At 68.5% G+C, this 19,357-nt stretch carries 2 protein-coding genes; both read right to left on the bottom strand.

Going from position 1 to position 19,357, the window contains the following annotated elements; translation table 11 throughout:
* Positions 1–9: 9 nt before the first annotated feature.
* Positions 10–1,641: a ShlB/FhaC/HecB family hemolysin secretion/activation protein gene (locus QO058_RS28750; RefSeq protein WP_284169657.1), complete on the bottom strand. Its 1,632-nt coding sequence runs from the start codon at positions 1,639–1,641 to the stop codon at positions 10–12.
* Positions 1,638–19,334, bottom strand: a complete 17,697-nt coding sequence (locus QO058_RS28745; RefSeq protein WP_284169656.1) for a leukotoxin LktA family filamentous adhesin — start codon at positions 19,332–19,334, stop codon at positions 1,638–1,640. Before QO058_RS28745 ends, QO058_RS28750 begins: the two co-directional genes overlap by 4 nt.
* Positions 19,335–19,357: the final 23 nt, after the last annotated feature.

Genomic DNA, 19,357 nt, shown 5'->3' with positions numbered 1-19,357 from the left:
CAGAAAAGCTCAGATGCTCGCGCGCAAAGTGAGCCGGAAATAGAGTTCGACATCGCGCTGCGCAGGCGAGACGCGCTGGAGCGGCCGCCCGACGCCGCCTTCGAGCGATGCCCATTCGAGCGGGCGCCAGATCAGGCCCGCGCCCATCGAGGTGGCGTGCGTCACCCGCGCGCCGTTAAGATACGTCTGGCCGTGATCGAGGAAAAGGAAGCTCTCGAGCTTCAGCGGCTCGGGCAGCGCGTAGTGCAGCTCGGCCTGGCCATAGAAGCCCGAATTGCCGAAGGCGCTGCCGATCGGATAGCCGCGAACCGTGGTCGGGCCGCCGATCTGGAAGATCTGGTCACCCGGCAATTGCGATTCGGTCGTGTATTGCCCGGCGCCGACGAGCGAGCCGTAGATGTCATCGGTGATGCGCCAGAGCGAGGCGCTGTTGCCGGTCCAGATCGTGTAGTTGCGCCTGGTGCCCGCCAGCGTGTCCTCATGCGCGATCTGCGACCAGTTCGCGCTCGTCGAATGAGTGAGGTTCGGCAGGTTCACGGTCAGCGTCGCACCGGCCTGGGTCCGGATGTAGTTGGTGTCGACCGTCGAGATGTCGAGGAGCTTGCTGCGCCCGCGGCCGCGGCCGAGCGCGCCCGTTGCCTGCAGCAGGATGGTGTCGGTGGCGAAGATCGGCTGCGACAGCGTCAGCGAGCCGCTCTCCGATATGCCCTCCGGGTGCAGTTCACGGATCGGGCCGCCGATGATGCGGTAGGCCGAGCGGGTATAGGTCACGCCGAGCCGCGTGCCCCAGGGTGAGATCGGGATCGTATAGCTGCCGCTGCCGAGGACGCTGCCGCGCGAGCGTGAGCCGTAGAGGACGAGCTTGTCGTCGATCCCGAGCAGGTTGTGGTGGCGCAGGAAGAGCGTGCCCTGATAGCGTCCGGTGGTGAGCACCCCCTGGTTGTCGAAGGAAATCTGCGCCGTATTGCGCGGCGGCTCGGTCAGCGAGAGCTCGACATCCGTCAGCCCGAAGCTCGCGCCCGCGGCGAGCTGGGCCCGGATTTGCAACTCGTTGAGCCGGTTGAAGATCGAAACCTGGCGGTTGAGCGCCGGCGCATCGACGACCTCGTCCGCGGCAATCGGCACCTGCGAACGGACATACCAGGGCCAGGTCTGCACGGCGCCGCTGATGCCGACCTTTCCGACCCGCCCCTCGACGAGCTTGACCTTGAGCACGCCGCCGTCGAGCTTCTGTGGCGGCAGCACGGCGCTCGCCGTGATCTGGCCCTTCGCGGCATAGAGGTCGTTGACCTCCTGGACGAGCTTGCCGATCGCGGCAAGATCGACCCGCTTGCCGAGATAACGGGCCCGGATGGCATCGAGCTCGGCCGGGCTGATAAACTTCGATGCGTCGAAGTCGATCCGCGTCAGCACCACGGTCGCGCCACCGGCGGGGAATTCGAGCCGTGGCCCCGGCGTGGGCGCGACCACACCCGGACCACGTTGACGCGGAGGTGCAGTCTGGCGCTCGATCTCGCGCCGCTGGCGCGCGGCTTCGTTCTCCAGGGTCTGCGGCAGGACCTGCGCGAGCGTCGGTCCCGCGACGAAGCCCGCCGCAAGAGCCAGACCGAAACCGACGGCGACGCGTCTTGCGCGGTTCAAGGCTGCTCCTCGAAACCAGCGAGATTGACGAGCGGCTTTGGCGGAGCGCCCGTGCTGGCGGTGGTGGCAGGCTCGTCGGAGCCAGCCGTGTTACGCCAGCGACCATCCGGGCCCAGGACGAAGCCACGCGCGATCTCGCCGAAGGACGGTCCGTTCGACAACAGAACGCCGAGCCGGGCCAGATCGCGGCCCAGATGCATCCCTTCCGGAGCGTCGACGACATCGGAGTCGAGCCCGACGATGAAGGCGCTCGTCGCCAGCCGCTTGCCGTTGACGGTCAACGAGAAGCCCCGATCCCTCTGATAAAGCTGGACATCATAGCCGGGCACCGGAGCAAGGCTGCGGTTGTTGGCGAGGATGGTCATGATCGGCGTCTGCACCCGCAAGGCGCCGGGGACGAAGGCTTCCGCGATCGCGAAGTCGTTTGAGGTTGTGGTGAGCATGCCGTCGACGCTCTCGAAGCGGCCGATCCGGAAACGATCGGTATCGATACGCAGGTCGACGCTCTGGGCGGTGCGTTCGCGGAAGCCGGCGATGTCGAGCATGAGCGGCAGCCCCGCCCCTGTGGGAAGCTGGACGATGTCGGCGGCGATGCGCGTGCCCAGGATGACGATGCTGTCGCCCGCGCCGAACCGCCCGAGCTTGACCTCATCGGCGCTGGCATTGGTGCTGCGTGCTGCGCCGGTTTCGATCGTTATCGAGCCATAGCCGCTGCGGCCGGCCTGCAGCACCAGCGCATCGCTGGCAACCACTCGCGCGCCAACGATGCTCTCCTCGGCCAAGAGCGAGGCGGAACGTCCGGCGTCGACGAGATCAAAGACGATGCCGCGTGCCTGCAGGCCGATATCGCGGCCGCTGGTCAGCGTTCCGCTGCGGATCGTACCGGCCAAGGACTGGAGCAGGATGTCCGTGCCGCTGCGCACCGTGCCGACAGCAAGGCTCCCGAGCGCGGAGTTGGTCACGGTGCCGGCGCCTTCGAGCAGGTCGACCCGGATATCGCCGCGCTGGGAGATGAGCGAGACGGCGCCCGCCCGCGCCCGCCCGGTGCCGATCGATAGGTTTTCGCCGGCCACGAGAGCAAGGTCGTGTCCGGCATCGAGGCTGCCAACGACCACCGAGCCGCCCGCCGAGAGCTGCGCCGAAGCTCCGGCAACAAGTCGCGAGATCGACAGATCCGTTGCGGCCCGCAGCGTTGTCGTGCCGGCGGTATCGATGGTGGCGGCGGTGATGCCGGCGCGGATCGAGTGGGCCGAAAGGTCGCCTGCCGTGGTCCTGGCGCTAACCAGCGTTACGGCATCGGAAGCGGACAGGATCGCGCTCGCGGCGCTCAGGGTATTGATGCCCAATGTCCCGCCATTGGCGGTGACGCTTGCCGTGCCGCCCGCAGTCAGGCCATTCGTCACCGAGATCGAGGCGGCGGCGCCAAGCGTCGCGTCTTCGGCTGCATCGATGCTCGCGGCGGTGATGCCGGCACCGGTCGAGGTCATGGCGAGATCGCCTGCAGTGGTCCTCGTACTGCCGATTGCGATCGCCCCCGAAGCCGTCAGCGTCGAGGTCGCCCCGGCATTCAACTGATCGACAGCCAGAGCACCGCCATTGGCCGAGAGGTTGGCGCCGCGCCCCGCGCTCAGCCCATTCGTGACCGAGACCGAGGTCGCAGCCGCAAGGGTCGCGCTTCCGGCGGCATTGACGGTCGCCGCAACGATCCCAGCGCCCGTCGAAATGACAGAGAGGCCGCCCGCGGTCGTTCCGGCGCGCCCCAGTGCGATCGCCCCGGAAGCGGACAAGAACGAACTCGCTCCTGCGCTCAGCGTATCGATGGCAAGGCTCCCACCGCTGGCTGCGATGTTTGCCGCGCCGCCCGCCGTGAGGCCGTTCGTGACGGAAATCAGGGTTGCGGCGGTCAACGTCGCGTCCACGGCTACGTTGATGGTTGACGCCGTGATCCCCGCACCGCTCGAGTCGATGGACAAGTTGCCGACCGTCGTCGTCGCAGTGCCGAGCGTGATCGCGCCCGACGCCGTCAGCGACGAACTCGCGCCAGCGCTCAAGCTGCCGAGGTCAAGCGTCCCGCCGCTGGCCGTCACGCTGGCCGCGCCGCCCGCCGTCACGCCGTTCGTCACCGAGACGGAGGTGGCGGCGGCAAGCATTGCATCGTCAGCGGAATTGACGCTGTTGGCGGTGATGCCAGCGCCGGTCGAGGTGATGGAAAGATCACCCGCCGTCGTTGCCGCAGTGCCGAGCGTGATTGCACCCGACGCGGTCAGCGACGAGTTTGCACCGGCATTCAGGCTGCCGAGGCCGAGCGTCCCGCCGCTTGCAGTAACGCTGGCCGCGCCGCCGGCCGTCACGCCGTTCGTCACCGAGACGGAGGTCGCAGCGGCAAGTGTCGCGTCTTCAGCCGCGTCGATGCTCGTGGCGGTGATGCCCGCGCCCGTCGAGGTGATGGCAAGGTCACCGGCCGTTGTGGTCGCAGTGTCGAGCGTGATCGTGCTCGAGGCTGTCAGCGTGGAACTCGCGCCGGCACTCAAGCTGCCGAGGCCGAGCGTCCCACCGCTGGCTGTGACGCCGGCCACGCCGCCGGCCGTCACGTCATTCGTCACCGAGATCGAGGTCGCAGCAGCGAGCGTCGCATCTTCGGCAACATCGATGCGGGTTGCGGTGATACCGGCACTCGTCGAAGTGATGGAAAGATCACCTGCCGTCGTCGTGGCGCTGCCGAGTGTGATCGCGCCCGAGGCCGTCAGCGCCGAACTCGCGCCGGCGCTCAGGCTGCCGAGATCGAGTGCTCCGCCGCTGGCGGTCACGCTCGCTGCGCCCCCCGCCGTCACGCCGTTTGTGACCGAGATGGAGGTCGCGGCGGCAAGCGTCGCATCTTCCGCCGCGTCAACGCTCGTGGCGGTGATGCCCGCGCCCGTCGAGGTGACGGAGAGATCGCCCGCCGTGGTCGTGGCGGAGGCAATCGCGACGGCTCCGCTCGCCGCAAGCGAGCTGTCGCCGCCGGCCACCAGTGTTCCGAGCGTCAGGCTGCCATTGCTGGTCGAGAGCCGCGCACCCGAGCTGCTCGTGACGGTGTCGAGAGTGAGGTTGCCGCCGGCGCTCAGCGTGAGTGCGCCGGCATCCGCAGCGAGGCTGGTGGCATGAGTGGCGCCTGCCGTGGACAGGTAAACGCCGCCATTCAGGCTGCGTGCGGACATCTTGGGCGCGGCGAAGGCGAGTGCCAGGCTCTCCGTGCCGATGCCGGTTCCGGCCATGAGCGAGATCACCCCGCCAGCCTGGTGGGCATCAAGCAGGGCGCCGCTGTCACCGTTGCCGGTGATCGCGCCGGTCGCGGTCAGCACGATCGAGGCGCCGCCAGCCGGTGCGGCAAGGGTGCTGGCAACCCGCCCAAGCACGATGGCGCTGTCGGACGCAAGGCTGACGCGACCGGCGGCGCTGACTTCCGCGCCGCTCGCCATGGTAATCCTGGCGCCGGTCAGCGAGACCGCCCCGGCGCTGGAGCGCGCGCTGCGCAGGATGTCGATCTCGCCGTCGGCGACCAGGTTGAGGCCGTTAACGGCAGCAATGTCTCCAATGCGGAAGGCCGATGGTGTCTGGCCCGAGACGGTCGGGCCGGAGAGCCAGGCGGACCCGCCAACGGTAGCGGACACATCCCCCGTCGAGCCGACCCGCAGGCCGAGCGCCGCGGTGGCGGCACCGACATTGCCGGTCGCGCTGAGCCGGATCGAGCTCGCCGAGATCGCGACACCCGGCAGATAGCCCTGAATGCTGCCGGCCCTTGCCGTCAACGAAGCGGTACCCGACGCGAAGATGCGGCCGATCTCGGCATTGCCAGCCGCGGCGACGAGATAGGCGTCGCCGGCAGCGGCCGAGGCCGAGACGAGCCTGCCGCCGATCTGGTAGGTCAGCGCCGTCGCGGCAGAGCCGATGCCGCCACCGCCTGCGACCAGGATGAGGTCGCCATTGGTCTGGATCTGGACCGGGCTGCGCGGCGTCGTGCCATCGGCTTGCGTTCCGACAGCGATTCCCTGCGGCGCTTGCAGGCTGACCGTACCCGTTGCGGCGATGTGACCGATCGTCAGCGTGCCACCAGCTGAGTTCGGTGCCCCGGTCGACTGGACATAGACATCGCCCTGCGCCGAGGCTGAGAAGGTCCCTGTCGCGTTGATGAAGAGCGGCGCGGTCTGCTTGACGTCGACGCGGATGAGCGTGACGCCGTTCGGGACATGGTTGAGATCGGTGACCTCGACGAGGCTGCCATCCTGCCTCTGCCCGATGAGCTTGACCGTACCGGGAGTGGTCGCAACCGCGAGCGCGGCCAGCTGGGGGTTGGTGACCGAGCCGTCGCGGATAGCCGCCAGCGCGACCTGCACGTCAGGAGCAAGCGAACCGATGCTGCCGGCGGTGTTGAGCGTGACGTCGTGGCCGATGACCAAGGCCCTGCCGTTGCCGACGACGCCGGGATCCGGCTGCAGTGCCGACGTGTTGATCGCCGAGACCAGCTGTCGCTCGGTCCAGACCGCATCGCCTGCGATGCGAGTGGCAAGGCCAGGGGCGACATCCGCACCATTCGCGCTGAAGCTGTAATTGCTCTCCAGCGTCGCCGGTTTGAAGCGAGCCTGGTCGGCCCATTCGCCGCCATAGGCGGACTCGAAGACGCCCGAATAGGCGGCGTAGCGCCGCGCGGCATAGGCTGCCACCTCATCGGTCCCAGCCGTGCGCCCGAGCTCGGCATCGGCGAAGGCCTGGTAGAGCGCGATGGCGGCTGGATTGAGCGTGAAGACGCGCTCCTTGACGCCGTCGCCGTCCGTATCGACCAGCGTGACGCTGCCGTTGCGGAGCAACGCCGAATACTGAGCGTAGGTCTGCGTGACCTGCTTCTCGAATGCCGTGATGCTGGCCAAGGCAGCCGCATCGGCACCATCTGCCGCGGTGAGCTTCAGCGCACGCGACACCTTCGAGAGCTGGTCGGCGCTCAGCGCCTGCGCTGCCGTCTGTCCCGTGGCCGAGACGAGCCTGCCGGCGGCGACGTCGATGCGGACGTCACCGGCCCTGCTCTCGATCTGGCCGACGCGCAGGTCGCCGGCGACCTGCGCGATACCGATGTCGCCGCGGGCCGAGAGGTTGACGACGCCATCGACCTGGCTGCCGTTCGGCAGCTGCGTCGCGACTGCGCGCATCGTCATGAGGTTCGTGAGCGAGCCGATGCTGCCCTCATCGCTCACCAGCGTGATGTTGCGACCGACGACGTTCGTCGAACCCGTGGCCACGGCCTCGAGGCTGCCGGTGGCGCGCACATTGATGTTGCCATAGCCGCCCGGATTCTGGTCAGCGCGCAGCGCTACCACCCGGGCACTGCCGGTGATATCGAGATTGATGCCGCCACTGCCGGTCCTGGCGTCGAGCTGTGCGCCCTGGGTCAGCGTCGCCTGGATCGCCGCCGATTGCGTGCCGATCGAATCGCGCGCGGTCAGCGTCAAATTGTTGCTGAGGATCGTCGTGTTCGGCGCCTGGGTAAAGCTGCCGCCCGAGGCGACGATCGTCGTCGTGCCGCTCGGATTGACGATGTTGCCTTGCTGGATGACCGAGCTGTTCGAGGTGATGCTGACGCGGCCGGCCGCGTTGCCGGCGAAGCTGACCGCGAAGGGGTTGTCGGCCTTCACCGAGGCAGTGACCTGCACGAAGGCGCGGGTCGCGTAATTGTAGGCCCACTGCGCCTGCGATGCCCCGGGCTGGGCGACGAAGTCGCGGTCGCAGTGATTGATCGCTTGCCCGTTGCAGCCGCCATAGCTCGCCGAGTTGTGGATGAAGTCGAGTTGGCCGCCGGTGATCTCCTGCGTCAACCCGACATTGGTCAGACTGGTGTCGTTCGTCAGGCGGCCCGACACGGTCGTCGCGCTTGGAGCCTGTGCGCTGCGCGACCACCAGTAGCCCCAGTCCTGACCCGGATTGGTGCTCGGCGACTGGGCGTCGACATAGACCCAGGGGTTGCCCGACGTGCCTGAATCGAAGCGCCAGTAGACGCCCGGGATGTCGCGCTGGTTGCGGTTTGCCTCGGTCAAGCCCTCCTTCTGCAGGATGGCCTGCTGGGTCCACTCATAGCGCGTGCCCGTGACGGGATTGTAGCTCGTCGTGTCGCCGGAGATGAAGGCGACAGGCGTCGAGGCGCCGACGCCGCTCAAGGTCGGCTGCGCGCCATTATGCGTCTTGTAGACTGCGATGCCGGAGCCGGGCGTGTAGGCGTAGACGGTGGTGTTCGCGCCGGAGGTGACGAGCCGGTCGACGATCGTGATCTTGCTGACGCTGGCGTTAACCCCGGCCGCCGTGCCGGTGTTGATGCGGTTGACGACGAAATCGAGCCCTGACTGGTTGTTGACGCTGACATCGCCGAAGCCGCCATTGATCTTGATGCGACCGAGCGTGTTGGTGCTGATGATCTGGCCGTCGAGCAGCACCGAGCCACCGCCCGAGGAGGCGTTGACGTCGGCCATGACCAGCCGGTCGTTGACGAGGTCGTAGGAGACCGGGGCCGCGCCGGCGGCCGACCAGCCTCCACCGAAGATGCTGGCCAGGCTCACTGTCGTGTAGCCGGCATCGAGCCAGGATTGACGGGAACCGCGCAGGATATCGCCGACGTTCCCGCCGATATTGCCCGACCAGTTGGTGATCCGCCCCGCCTCGATCGAGGCGTTGACGTTGATCGTCGTCGCCTTGATTGCGACCTGGGCGCCGTAGATCTGCGTGCCACCGCCCTGCGCGACCGGATTGCTCTCCCGGTAGGTCGGGACCGTCGGAATGACCATGAACCGGATATTGTTGCCCATGTCATAGCCGCCGGTGCAGTTGTAACCGGAATCGGCGATGTAGCCGGCGCAATTTCCGAAGAACTGCAGCGAGAAGTTGCGGGTCGCGCCCTCGCTCTGCCTGCCATACAGGAAGTAATTCAGGTCGGTCGCGCCCTGCCCCGCTGCGAGCGCGTTGGCCGCGGCGATGACTGCTTCATCGGCGTTGAAGCTGGTCGAGCCCGGTCTGCCGCCCGGATAGTAGATATAGGAGCCATACTCAGCCTGTGGCGAGGCGCCGGGCGTGTACATGCCGTTCGGCCCGTTCGACGAGACCGCGACCGCGCCGTTCGGCACGGTCGCATTGAACTGCAGCGCGTCGATGCGCTGGCCGGAGAAGCCGAACGAGCCAAGTGTATTGTTGATCGAGACCAGACCGCCGAGATTGGTGAGATCGCCGGCGATCAGCAGCGCCGGCCCATTGCCGCTGGCGTCGAGCTGGCCGCCATAGGCATTGTCGATGATGATCCTCGGCGTCGCGTCCGGATTGCTCTGGCGTGTCAGGGACCCGCTGGAGCCGACGATCTGGCCGCCGGTCGACTCGGGGATATAGGCGCCGCCGTCGAGCACGAGATAGGCGGCGCTGCGGTTGATCACGGTGATCGACGGTCCGCCATTGGCGATCAGTGAACCATTGCCCAGAACCGTGCTGGCATTGACGAAGACATTGCCGCCCGCGGCATAGAGCTGGCTGAGCCGCACCGCCTTGACCGGCGCCGAGCTGACGCCGGAGATCAGCGTGCTCGCGACCGCAGCATCGTAGCGGGCATTGATGTAGGCGATGGGATCGAAGGCCGTGGTGTAGCTGGCGGTCACCGGCGCGCCGCTGATGAAGCGGATCGTCGGAGTCTCGTTCAGCCCGCATTGCACCGAGGCGTTGACGCCGCAGCCGATCTCGACGCGCTGTGTATTGTAGATGCCGGCCGTCGCGGTGCCGTTCATCACCAAGGTCGAAGTCGAGGACCGGCCCGGGCTGCTAGAGCCGGAGGTGACAGGAATGAAATAGAGCTGGTAGCCGTGGCCGGTGCCGTCGGCATCGGCGTCGAGCACACCGTCATAGGCGCCGAGCGTGACGTTCTGGGCGCTGGAGATCGTGGTGCCGCTGCCGACCTCGACGCGGGCATGGTTCTGCAGGTTGGTCGAGGCGTCGGCATCGGGAACGGCGATAAGGCCGCGGACATAGCCGAGCGCGGTCGCGGTGCCGGAGAGCCTGTTCGTGCGCAACCCAGAGCCGTCGCGACCGGCGGTCACGTTGACGTCGTAGAGGCCGAGCAATTCGGAGTTCGTGCCGATCAGTACCTTGTTGTCGGTGCGGATGGTGACGTCGGCATCAGCGAGGCCGACGCTGGCGAGGCCGTAGGTGCTGACATAGGCGTTCGCCCTGACATCGGCGATCGTATAGGTGCCGAGGTTGATGACGCCGAAGGAGTTCAGGACGACGTTGTCGCCGAGCGTCACCGTGTTGTCGACATCGGCACGATAGCGCGTGGACACACCCGCGCCCTGCAGGAGGCCGCCGGTGGTCAGCGTCGCGGTGTCGTTCCCCGTCAACTCCGTCCAGGCCTGCACCAGGATCGGCCCGGGTGCAGCAATCGGATTTGTGCCGGCAATCAGGGTCGTGCCGTTGCCGAGCGTGACGTTCGACGTGCCGTCGATTTCCGTCCGCGAGGTCGCGCCGGCGCCGTTGATGCCGCCGCCGGCGGCCGCGCGCACGGAATCGCCGAGCTCGAGCTGGGTGAACACATTGCGGCTAGTCAGCGAGATCGCCTGCAGGCAGCTCGTCAGATAGCAGCCGGCGGTGTTCGGGCCAGCGGCGGTGATCCGGCTGCTGGCGCCCAGCGAGACCAGCACGTCGACATTGGCGCTGTTGCGGGCGAGCGCGGCACTGGCGCCCAACGCCGTGGCCTGCAGGCTGTCGACTAGCGAGGCATAGCGCGCGACGTGGCTGGCGCCGATCGTCGCGAGCCCGGTCTGGATCACTGCATTGGCGCCGATCGAGGCGGTCACATCCGAGGTGTTGGAGGTCGAGCCGGTCGCGCCGGAGCCCGCATAGAGGCCGCCGCCGGTGCCGGCCTCCGTATGCACGATCTGCGTATCCTCTCCGGCCGCAGTCAGGGTGAACCTGCCGGTGCCGCTCCCGACCATGGTGGACGAGGCGCCAAGCGAGGCCGTCGTCGTCGTTGCGGCATCGGCCTGGGCGTTGACCGCGCCGACGGCCCCCGTCCCGCCGACGGTGATGCCAGTCGCCTTGGCCGCCTGGAGCGTGGTGTTCGTCGCGGTGATGGTCACCGTGCCTGACGGCAGGCGGACATAATCGCCGACCGAAGCCGTCACCGAACTGGTGTTGCGCGCCCGCGCATCGGTACCGGTGGCGCTGACATAATAGGAGCCCGAGCCGGCAACTGCCGAGGCGGCGGCGGAGTAGCCGCCACGCGCGAAGCCGGAGGTCGAATCCGCCAGCCTGACGGCATCGCCGGCAGCCGTGCCGAACACCGAACCGGTCGCCGTGACCGAGAGGAGGCCGGCTGTGAACTGGCTCGCGATCAGGCTGGCATTGCCCTCGATCGCAGCGAGCACCTGCGTGCCGACAGTGGCTTTGGCAACGGCGACACCGACCGCAAGGCCGCCGGCGACCGCGACGCCGAAGGCTGCTGCCTTCGCATCGGGCGATGCTGTCGCCGTGACGCTGATCGTGCCGGTTCCGACATTCGCCCTGGCACCGGCGCCGATCACCGCGGAGACGTTGGAGCTGTCGGTCGCATTCGCAGCCGCGCCCGAGCCAGCCACGAGCAGGCCGCCGACGCCGGCAACGGCCGCGGCATGGGCCGCGCCGGTGCTTTGCGCGCCGATGGTGAGGCCGGTTCCGGTAAGGCTCGAGCCATTGGCATATCGCGCCGCGACGGTGCTCTCGGCGCTGCTCGTCGCGAGCGAGACGCCGAGCGCCAGGCCGCCAGCCACCGTGGCGCCGAATGCGTCCGACCGGCTGGTCTGGCTGTTGTTCGCGCTGACGCTCGTCGCGCCGGTCACCATCAGCGTGCCGCCGAGTGTCGCCGTGACCTGGTTGGAAATCGCACCATCGGCCACCGCAGCGCCGGCCGCAGCGGCAAGACCGCCGGCCCCCGCGGTCGCTTCGACCCGGGCGGCGGAGCCCGTCCCGTCAGTCGAGTTCGCGGTCACGGCGATCGAGCCGGTGGTCACGCTGATCTGGTCGAGACGCGCCGAGACCTTGTCGCCGACATCGGTATAGGCGGTCGCCGCGCCGACGCCGCCGCCACCCACCCCGACACCATCGGCGGTGTTGGTCGTCGTCGTCCGCGATAGTGCCGAAACGGAGACGGCCCCGCTCGCGATGCTGCCCCCGCTAACGCTGGCGGTGGTGGCGGAGCCAGCACTTTCCAGCAGCGCAGCTGCGCTCTGCGCCGCCGGAGCAACGATGCGGCTGCGATTGCCGGTAAAGAAGCCGTATTGCTGCGCGGCGTAGTTCCGTATCTCGCTATCGGTCGCCGTACGGCCAAGGCTGGCGTTGGCTGCGGCCCGATAGGTTTCGAGACCAGCCATGGACAAGGTCAGGACACCGCCGCTGACGGTGCCGTTGGCGAGCAGGCGGGCATAGGCGTCGTTGGCGGCGCTGCGGACCTGGTCGTCGCTCGCGCCCGGGATGGTCGCGACCACCTGCGAACGATAGGTGCTGAGGCCGGTGTCACTGAGGAGATAGCTGACCGCGCCGCCGCTGAAGGCTGCATAGCGCGTCGCAGCCCAGCTGCGAACCTGCGCGTCGGACGGGTTGGCGATGCCGAGCGCCGTCGCCGCATTGCTGCGCAGCGCCGTGACACCCGCGTCGGTCAACGTGTACGCGCCGCCGGAGATAGTACCGTTGGCCAGCAAGAGATTATAGTCGGTCCGCGCGGCTTCTCGCAGCTCGCCCTCGCTCATCGCCGTTCCGGCGGCGCCGCGATAGCTGCGGTAGCTGGCGAGCCCGGCAGCGCTCAGGACGAGATCGGCATTGCCGGCGGTGAGCTGGCCGATCCGGGAGAGCGTGCCGCTGCCGCCTGCAGTAAGCTCCCCCGATGCGCCCGCGGGCGCGCCGGTGCCGACCGAGATCAGGGCGACTGCCGCGCCGATGCCGGCCGAACCGCCGACACCATAGGTCACGGTCAGTGCGCTGACATCGCGCTCGGAGGTGGCGGAGGCCGAAACCGTACCCGGCGCAACCAGGGTCGAGCCCTGGATATCGGCCTGAACGAGGCCGTCGAGGCTGGCGATATTGGCGCCCGCGCCGGCACCGATGCTGCCGGTCGCACCGGCGGCCGTCGTCGGCGTGATGCTGGTCGCCTCATGGGCGGCGACGCTGATGCCGGCCGCGCTGGTGACGCCGCCGACGGTCTGCGTCGCGCCCGGCTGGATCGTGACCCGGGCGCCGTAAAGTCCAGCGCGCGTCTCGTTGTCGACATCGACGAAGCTGACCATGCCGGCGACGCCGGCGAAGCCGCCTGCCGCGCCGCCCGAAGCGAGCGTCGTGAAGGCATTGCGGCTGGTCGCAGCGACGGCGAGGCTGCCACTGAGGTTGAGCACGGTCTGGCCGGAGCCGCCGCCGATCGTCGCCAATGTCGCATTGCGGCTGGTGCCGACGATGAAGGCGCTGCCGACACCGACGCCGCCGACCCCGACGGCGACCGTCCGGGCATAGAAGCCGTTGCGGCTATCGGCGGTGACGCCGACCCGCCCGGCCGTGACCAGGCCCTGATCCAGCGAGGCGCTTGTCGACGCGTTGAAGCTGTTGACCACCCCCATCGCCGCGGCGCCGCCGAGGCCGAGCGCGAAACCGATCACATTGCTCGCCGCCGCCTGCGAGGAGGTCGCGGCGATGTCGAGCGCAGTAACGCCGGGGCCGGTGTAGCCGGGGGTGGTCGTGCCCGTGGTCGAATTCGTCAGCGCGGCCCTGGTGCTGCGCTCCATCACGTTGCTGGCGTTGGCACCGCTGGCAGCGACGCCGCCGATCGCACCGACCGTGATGAAAGTCGCGGCATAGGAGTGGCTGGCGGCCTCGACGGCGACCGCAGCACTGCCAGTGCCGGTCAAGCGGGTGTCGACCAGGCTCGAATCGATCGTGGCGCTCGTGCTGCCACCGAGCACATTGCGGATCGGCACGATCGCGACTGCACCGGTGATCGGGAAGGCGGCGACGCCGCCAGTGACCGCATTCGCCAGCACCGATTGCTGCGAAGTCGCGATGACGCCGAGCCCGTGGACACTGCGCGCGGTCATCGCCAGCGACGGCTGCGCCGCGCTCGGGCCGTTGGCCGTGCTCAGGTCGAAAGCGGTGAGAAGCTGGCCGGCGTCATAGCTGAGCGAGCCGGTGCCACCGGCGCGCGCATCGACGCTGCTGCCTTCGATCGCGGCAGTCGTCGCGCCGCCGATCGTGTTGTTGACGACGGAGACACCACCCGCGACGCCGGGCGCCGCTGCAGTTGCGCCGAGCGCGCCGGCCGAGACCGTGATCCGGTCGGTGTTGGCAGCGAAGACGCCGAGATTGTTGCCGGCGATGATGTCGGCATCGGTGATCGTCGCGCCGACATCGGTGGCGACGCTGTTGTTGGCGACCGAGCCGGCGAGGCCGACATTGCGCGACAGGGCAATGCCGATGGCGATCGTGTCGATCGTCGCGGTCGAGCCGGCAGTCAGCATGACGTCGCGCGAGGCGCGAATCTGCGTTCCGTCGATCTCCGCCGCGACATCGTTGGCGATGCTGCTCTCGACGATCGAGAGACCGACGGCCGCGGCGCCGATACCGATGCCGAGCGAGCCGGCGCTGCCGCGGATCGTCGATGACGCCTGTGCCTGGACGGCGACGTCGCGGCTCATGATGCTGCCGCCGCTGATCCGTGCGGTGACGACCGCATCGATCGTCTGCTGCGCAACCGAAGCGACGCCGGCGAATTGGCCGGTCGCGACACCGAGGCCGACCGCCACGGCGGTGATCAGCGACCCGTCCTGCGCACGCACGGTGACGCCGGTCGAGCTCGTCAGGTCGACGTTCTCGATGAGCGCGATATGCGACTGGCTGATCGTGTTGCTGAGGAAGGACGAGCCTATATTATTCTTGCCGGCCTGGACCGCGCCAGCAATGGCGATGATCGAAGCGCCTATGGGATTCGCGGCCTGGTTCGCATTCGTGGCGCTGCCGGTGAAGTCGATCTGTCCCGGATCGGTGTTGGCGAGCCGGCTATCCAGTGCGGCGTCGAGCGTGCCGTCCTTGCCGCTGTCGGCGACGACGAGGACATCGCCGTCCATCGCGATGCGCGACGGGGCTCCGGCTGTGTCCGTCACGGCCGCGCGCGTCGTCGGGCTGATCTCGGTGATGACGATGGCGCCGGCGAGGCCGTTCGAATCAGGGCCGCCACCGCCGGCGATGGCGCTCGAGACGATGCGGCTCGAGGTCCGTGCCGCGACAGTCAGCTTGTCGACCGCCGAGAGGGACGTATCCGTGATCAGCGCGGCCACAGCGTCCCGGCCGGAGGGGTCGCCGATCGAGACATAGGTGAGCGCCACGCCGAGGCCGGCCTGCGCGCCGGCATAGGCGGCGCCGCCGCCAATGCCGATATCCGTGGCGCGATAGGCGTTGACCAGCACGTCGTTGCCGGACGACGCCCCGGAAATGCCGTTGATCGCCGAATTGCGGATCTGGGCGCTGACGCTGTCGGTGATGATGCCGATTGCAGCCGAAACCGCAGCCGCGCCGCTGTTGGCGCGGGCGGCGGCGATGCTGACGCCGACCACGGTCTGGCGCCCGCCGGCCAGCGCCTGCACGATGGTGTCGCCCGCCCCGGTAATGGTCGTGCTGGCGATGCGGGCATCGGTGCTGTTGTCGAAGAGGCCGATCGCGACCGCGCCCGAGAGGGCGCCGCTGAGCGGGCTCGAGGCACCCGTCAGGTTGAGGGCCGCCGAGCCGGAGGCAACCTCCGCGACCGTGGCGTTCGTCGCCGCGACATCGGTGATAACCGCGCCGCCGGCCTTGGCGACGACGACCGCGCCATCGATCCAGGCGGAGGTGCCCAGCGTCGTGGTGGCGACGGCGGCACTGCCGGCCGCGGTCAGGCTGATGCTGCTGCCGGCGCCGGAGCGCAGCACCGCCGCATCGGTCTTGCCCTGGGCCGCGATGCCCTTGAAGAAGCTGAGCTTCGAGGCGTTGGGATCGGAGATCGCCGCGGCGATCGAGGCGACGGTGATGCGCCCGTCCGTCACCGCCTCGACATCGAGCGAGCGGGTGGTGACGAGCCCTTGCGCGTAGCCGCTGCCTAGGCGGTTGCCGGAGAGATCGGCGGAGTTGTCGCCGATATAGGCCCGCGTCACGCCTGCCGTATCGAGCGCCGCGACCGAGACGCCGATCGCGTTGGCGCCGCCATAGGTGACGGCACCGGTCAGCGCGAAGAGCGAGACGAACTGGCGGGCCGTGACATCGATCGAGGTGACGTCGATCGTCGCCCGATTGCTGATCGAAGCGAGCGTATGATTGTCGAGGCCGACCAGCACGACCATGCCGTTGGCGGCGAAGGCACCGGCAGCCTTACCCGAGGTCGGCGCGAGCACGAAAATCTTGTCTTCGGTCTTCGCCGTGACCGCGAGTTCGAGCGCGGTGATCGTGACCCCGGCGCCGACCGCCGCGACGGTTCGGCTCTCGCGCTGCAGATCGGCAAAGGCACCGCCCACTGCCGAGCCGGCGCCGCCGGAGGTGCCCGTCCCGGAGAAGATGCCGTAGTTGCCGGCAACGTCGATCGTTTCCGTTTTCGTGCTGGCGGCGACCGTGACGGCCTTGTCGAAGCTCTGGAGCGCGCCGGTGCCGAGCGCGATGTCCCAGGAGCCGAGGCCGCTGTTCTGGCGCAAGGTCGCGCCGGGACCGACATAGGCCTCGGTCTGGTTGGCGATCTTGTAGTAGTTGACGGCGCCGGCGAGGCCGAGCTGGCTCGATTCCGCCGTGGCGCTGGCATAGCTGGTCAGGATGTTGCCGGCGACGCCGAAGGTGCCGTTCAGATGCGAGAGCGTCTCGCCGAAGCCGCCCCAATCGGTCCAGGTGTTGGCGATGGGCACAGCGGTCGTCGCGGAAACGCCGATGCGATTGGCGTCGACGGTGACGCCTGCACCGATCGAGGCCCGCGAGGTATGGCGGAAGTCGCCGTAGACGATGGCAGCCGACATGGCGACCGTCGCTTCAGGATTGACGGCCGTCGGGTTCTTGGAGTTCGAGCTGAGGCCGGCATCGGCCGCGGCGCGCAGGGCGAAATCGCGGACATCACTGACCACGGCAGCCTTGGTCGCGTAGATCGTCGGAGCCGCGCCACCGGCATCGGCCGCGATCGAGGCGATCGCGGAGAGATCGCTCTTCGCCAAAGTAAGCGTGCTGCCGAACTTGCCGATCTCGCGCGAGCCGAGCCGGGAGGTCAGCGGGGCAAAGAGCACCTCCATCGCATTGGCGACCTGGAGCGACTCGATGATCAGGTTCTGCCCGAGCGTTACCGCCGAGGAGGTCGCGTTCTTGCTGTTGTCCGAGATCGCCTCGACCGTGACGTTGCCGATGCGGCCGCTGCTCGAACCGAGCGAGGCTCCGAGCCTCGCCTCGGCACTCGCCTTGGTGTCGGAATAGGCGACGGACAGGCCGACCATGCCGCCGCTGATCGACATCGCCGTGGCCGAGGTCGAGAACGCGTTCTCGTTGATCGCCGAGACCCGGACATTGCTCGCCGAGGACGATACCGTGACAGTCGCCCCGGAGCTGACGATCGCCTTGGTCTCGATGTCCGTGGTGCCGACCGCGACGGCGAAGGCAGCCAGGGTCTGTCCGGCTGACGCCGCGAGCGCCGTCGCTCCCAAAGTCGCCTCGTTCTTCGCCTCGACGGTCAGGTTGCGGCCGATCGTCAGCGACGCCCCCGACTCGACCTCGGCGGTCACCCGCGCCTTGAGATCGGCATAAGTCACTGCGGCCGCCAGCGGCGACACCGCCGTGACCGAGACGGCCGGCAATGTCGCTTCCTGCGTCCCGGTCGCGCTGATGACGATGTCGCGCGTCGCGGTGATCGAAGCGCCGTTCTTGACCGAAACGCGGGCGGTGATGTCGCTGGCGACATAACCGCCATTGAGGCCGGTCAGGATGGACAGGTTGGTCAGCCCGGCGAACAGCGCGATGCCGGGGCCGGGATTGATGAAGGAGGAGACGCCAGTCGCGTCGGCCAGGAGCTTGACGTCACGGCCGGTGATCGTGCCGCTGACGTCGATCGTCGCCTCGGCCGTCGCCTTGCCGGAATTGCGCCTGTCGGAGGCGCTCGCACTCAACGTGACGTCGCCGGCCGTGTAGAGGCTGCCGGGGCTGACGCCGGCCAGCAATTGACCGGCGACGTTGATCTGCCGTGCCTCCAGCGTGATGCTGCCGGAATTGCCGAGGGAGGGGTTCGCAGCCGAAAGCGCCCCGCCATTGGCGGAGCGGTTGAAGTTGCGGGTATCGATGATCCCGTCGCCGAGAATGGTGATGCTGTTCGTCGCCTCCAGCAGCACATTCGTGCCGTTGGTGATCATGTTGGCGCTGCCGCCGGTGCCGATCACGATGTCGGTCGGGTCGATATAGAGCAGGCCGGCCTTGCCGTTGCGGGCCGAGAGGTCGACGTCGACGGCACCGAGCGTGACGGTCTGCTTGGCGCTGAGCTCGAGGAAGCCGCCATCGCCGCTCGTGCCCGCCACGCCGCGGAACACGGCACCGGACGCGACATCGAGATTGGTGCCGGCGAAGACGATCGCCGAACCGGCCTTGCCGGCCGAGCCGTGAGCCGCGCTGACGTCGATCGTGGCGCCGCGGGCGATCGCGATCGCGGCGTCGGAGGTGATCGAGACCTTGCCGCCGTCGCCGGTGTTCACAGGGGTGGACGGAGCCGTACCGGCCGGGAGGGGGGCCGGCGCAGCGCCCATGGCGGTGATCTTCGCCGTTTGCGCGATCGTGGTGCCCCTGCCCGAGCGGACAGTGACAGTGCCGGCGGCACGCCGTGCCGTGGCGTTGGCACTGAGCTGACCGGAGACAACGACAGTGCCGGCGGCGACGATCTCGATACCACCGCCCCTGCGCGCGACCATGCCCGCGCCATGGCGGAGCCCGGCCGTGTTGACGCTCTGCGAAAAGGCGGTGCGGTGCCGCTCGCGGCGCTCGGCAATGTCGACCGGAGCAGCGTTCGTCTTGATCTGCCCGGCGACGCTGACGGAGTGGCCGTTCAGCGATACGCCGCGACGCGCATTGATGGCGCCGTCGATGGTGATCTTGCCGTCGGGCGAGATCGGGACATCGTTCGCCTTGAGCCTGGCGGCCATCGTCTCGTTGACGGTGCCGTCCGGGCCGATCACCTGGTCGAGGAACTCACGTGTCGGCGTATTGACCGTCAGCCGGCCAGTGTTGATGACGCCGCTCGGCCCGACGGTGAAGCCGGCCGAATCCGAGAAGTAGACATGGCCACCGATCTGGCCGTTCCGGTAGGAATTCAGGATCCCGTTGATGACCACCGGCCCATCGCGAACGATGTTGACCAGCACGCCGGTATTCTGCGGCAAGTGCATGTTGACGGTCGAGCCGGCGCCCTGCTCGAAGCGCGAGAACGAGTTATAGCCGGCGCCGCCGGAGATCGTCTTCGTCGTGATTGTGGTCGTGCTGCCGCTGACCGCGACATTGGTCTGCGTCCGTCCGTCCGGCGTGATGACGTTCTGTGCGAAGGCGGGCGCATTCCAGAGGGCGAGCGCCATCGCCTGCCCGACGAGGCAACGCTGCCGCAGAGCGGCGAGAACGGAGCGGCGCTCGCTCGGAGCCGCAACGTAGCGCAACACCGCCCCCTCGGTCCGGGGGCGGT

Source organism: Bosea vestrisii (assembly GCF_030144325.1).
Classification (GTDB): Bacteria; Pseudomonadota; Alphaproteobacteria; order Rhizobiales; family Beijerinckiaceae; genus Allobosea; species Allobosea vestrisii_A.
This window is presented reverse-complemented; position numbering and strand designations above follow the sequence as displayed.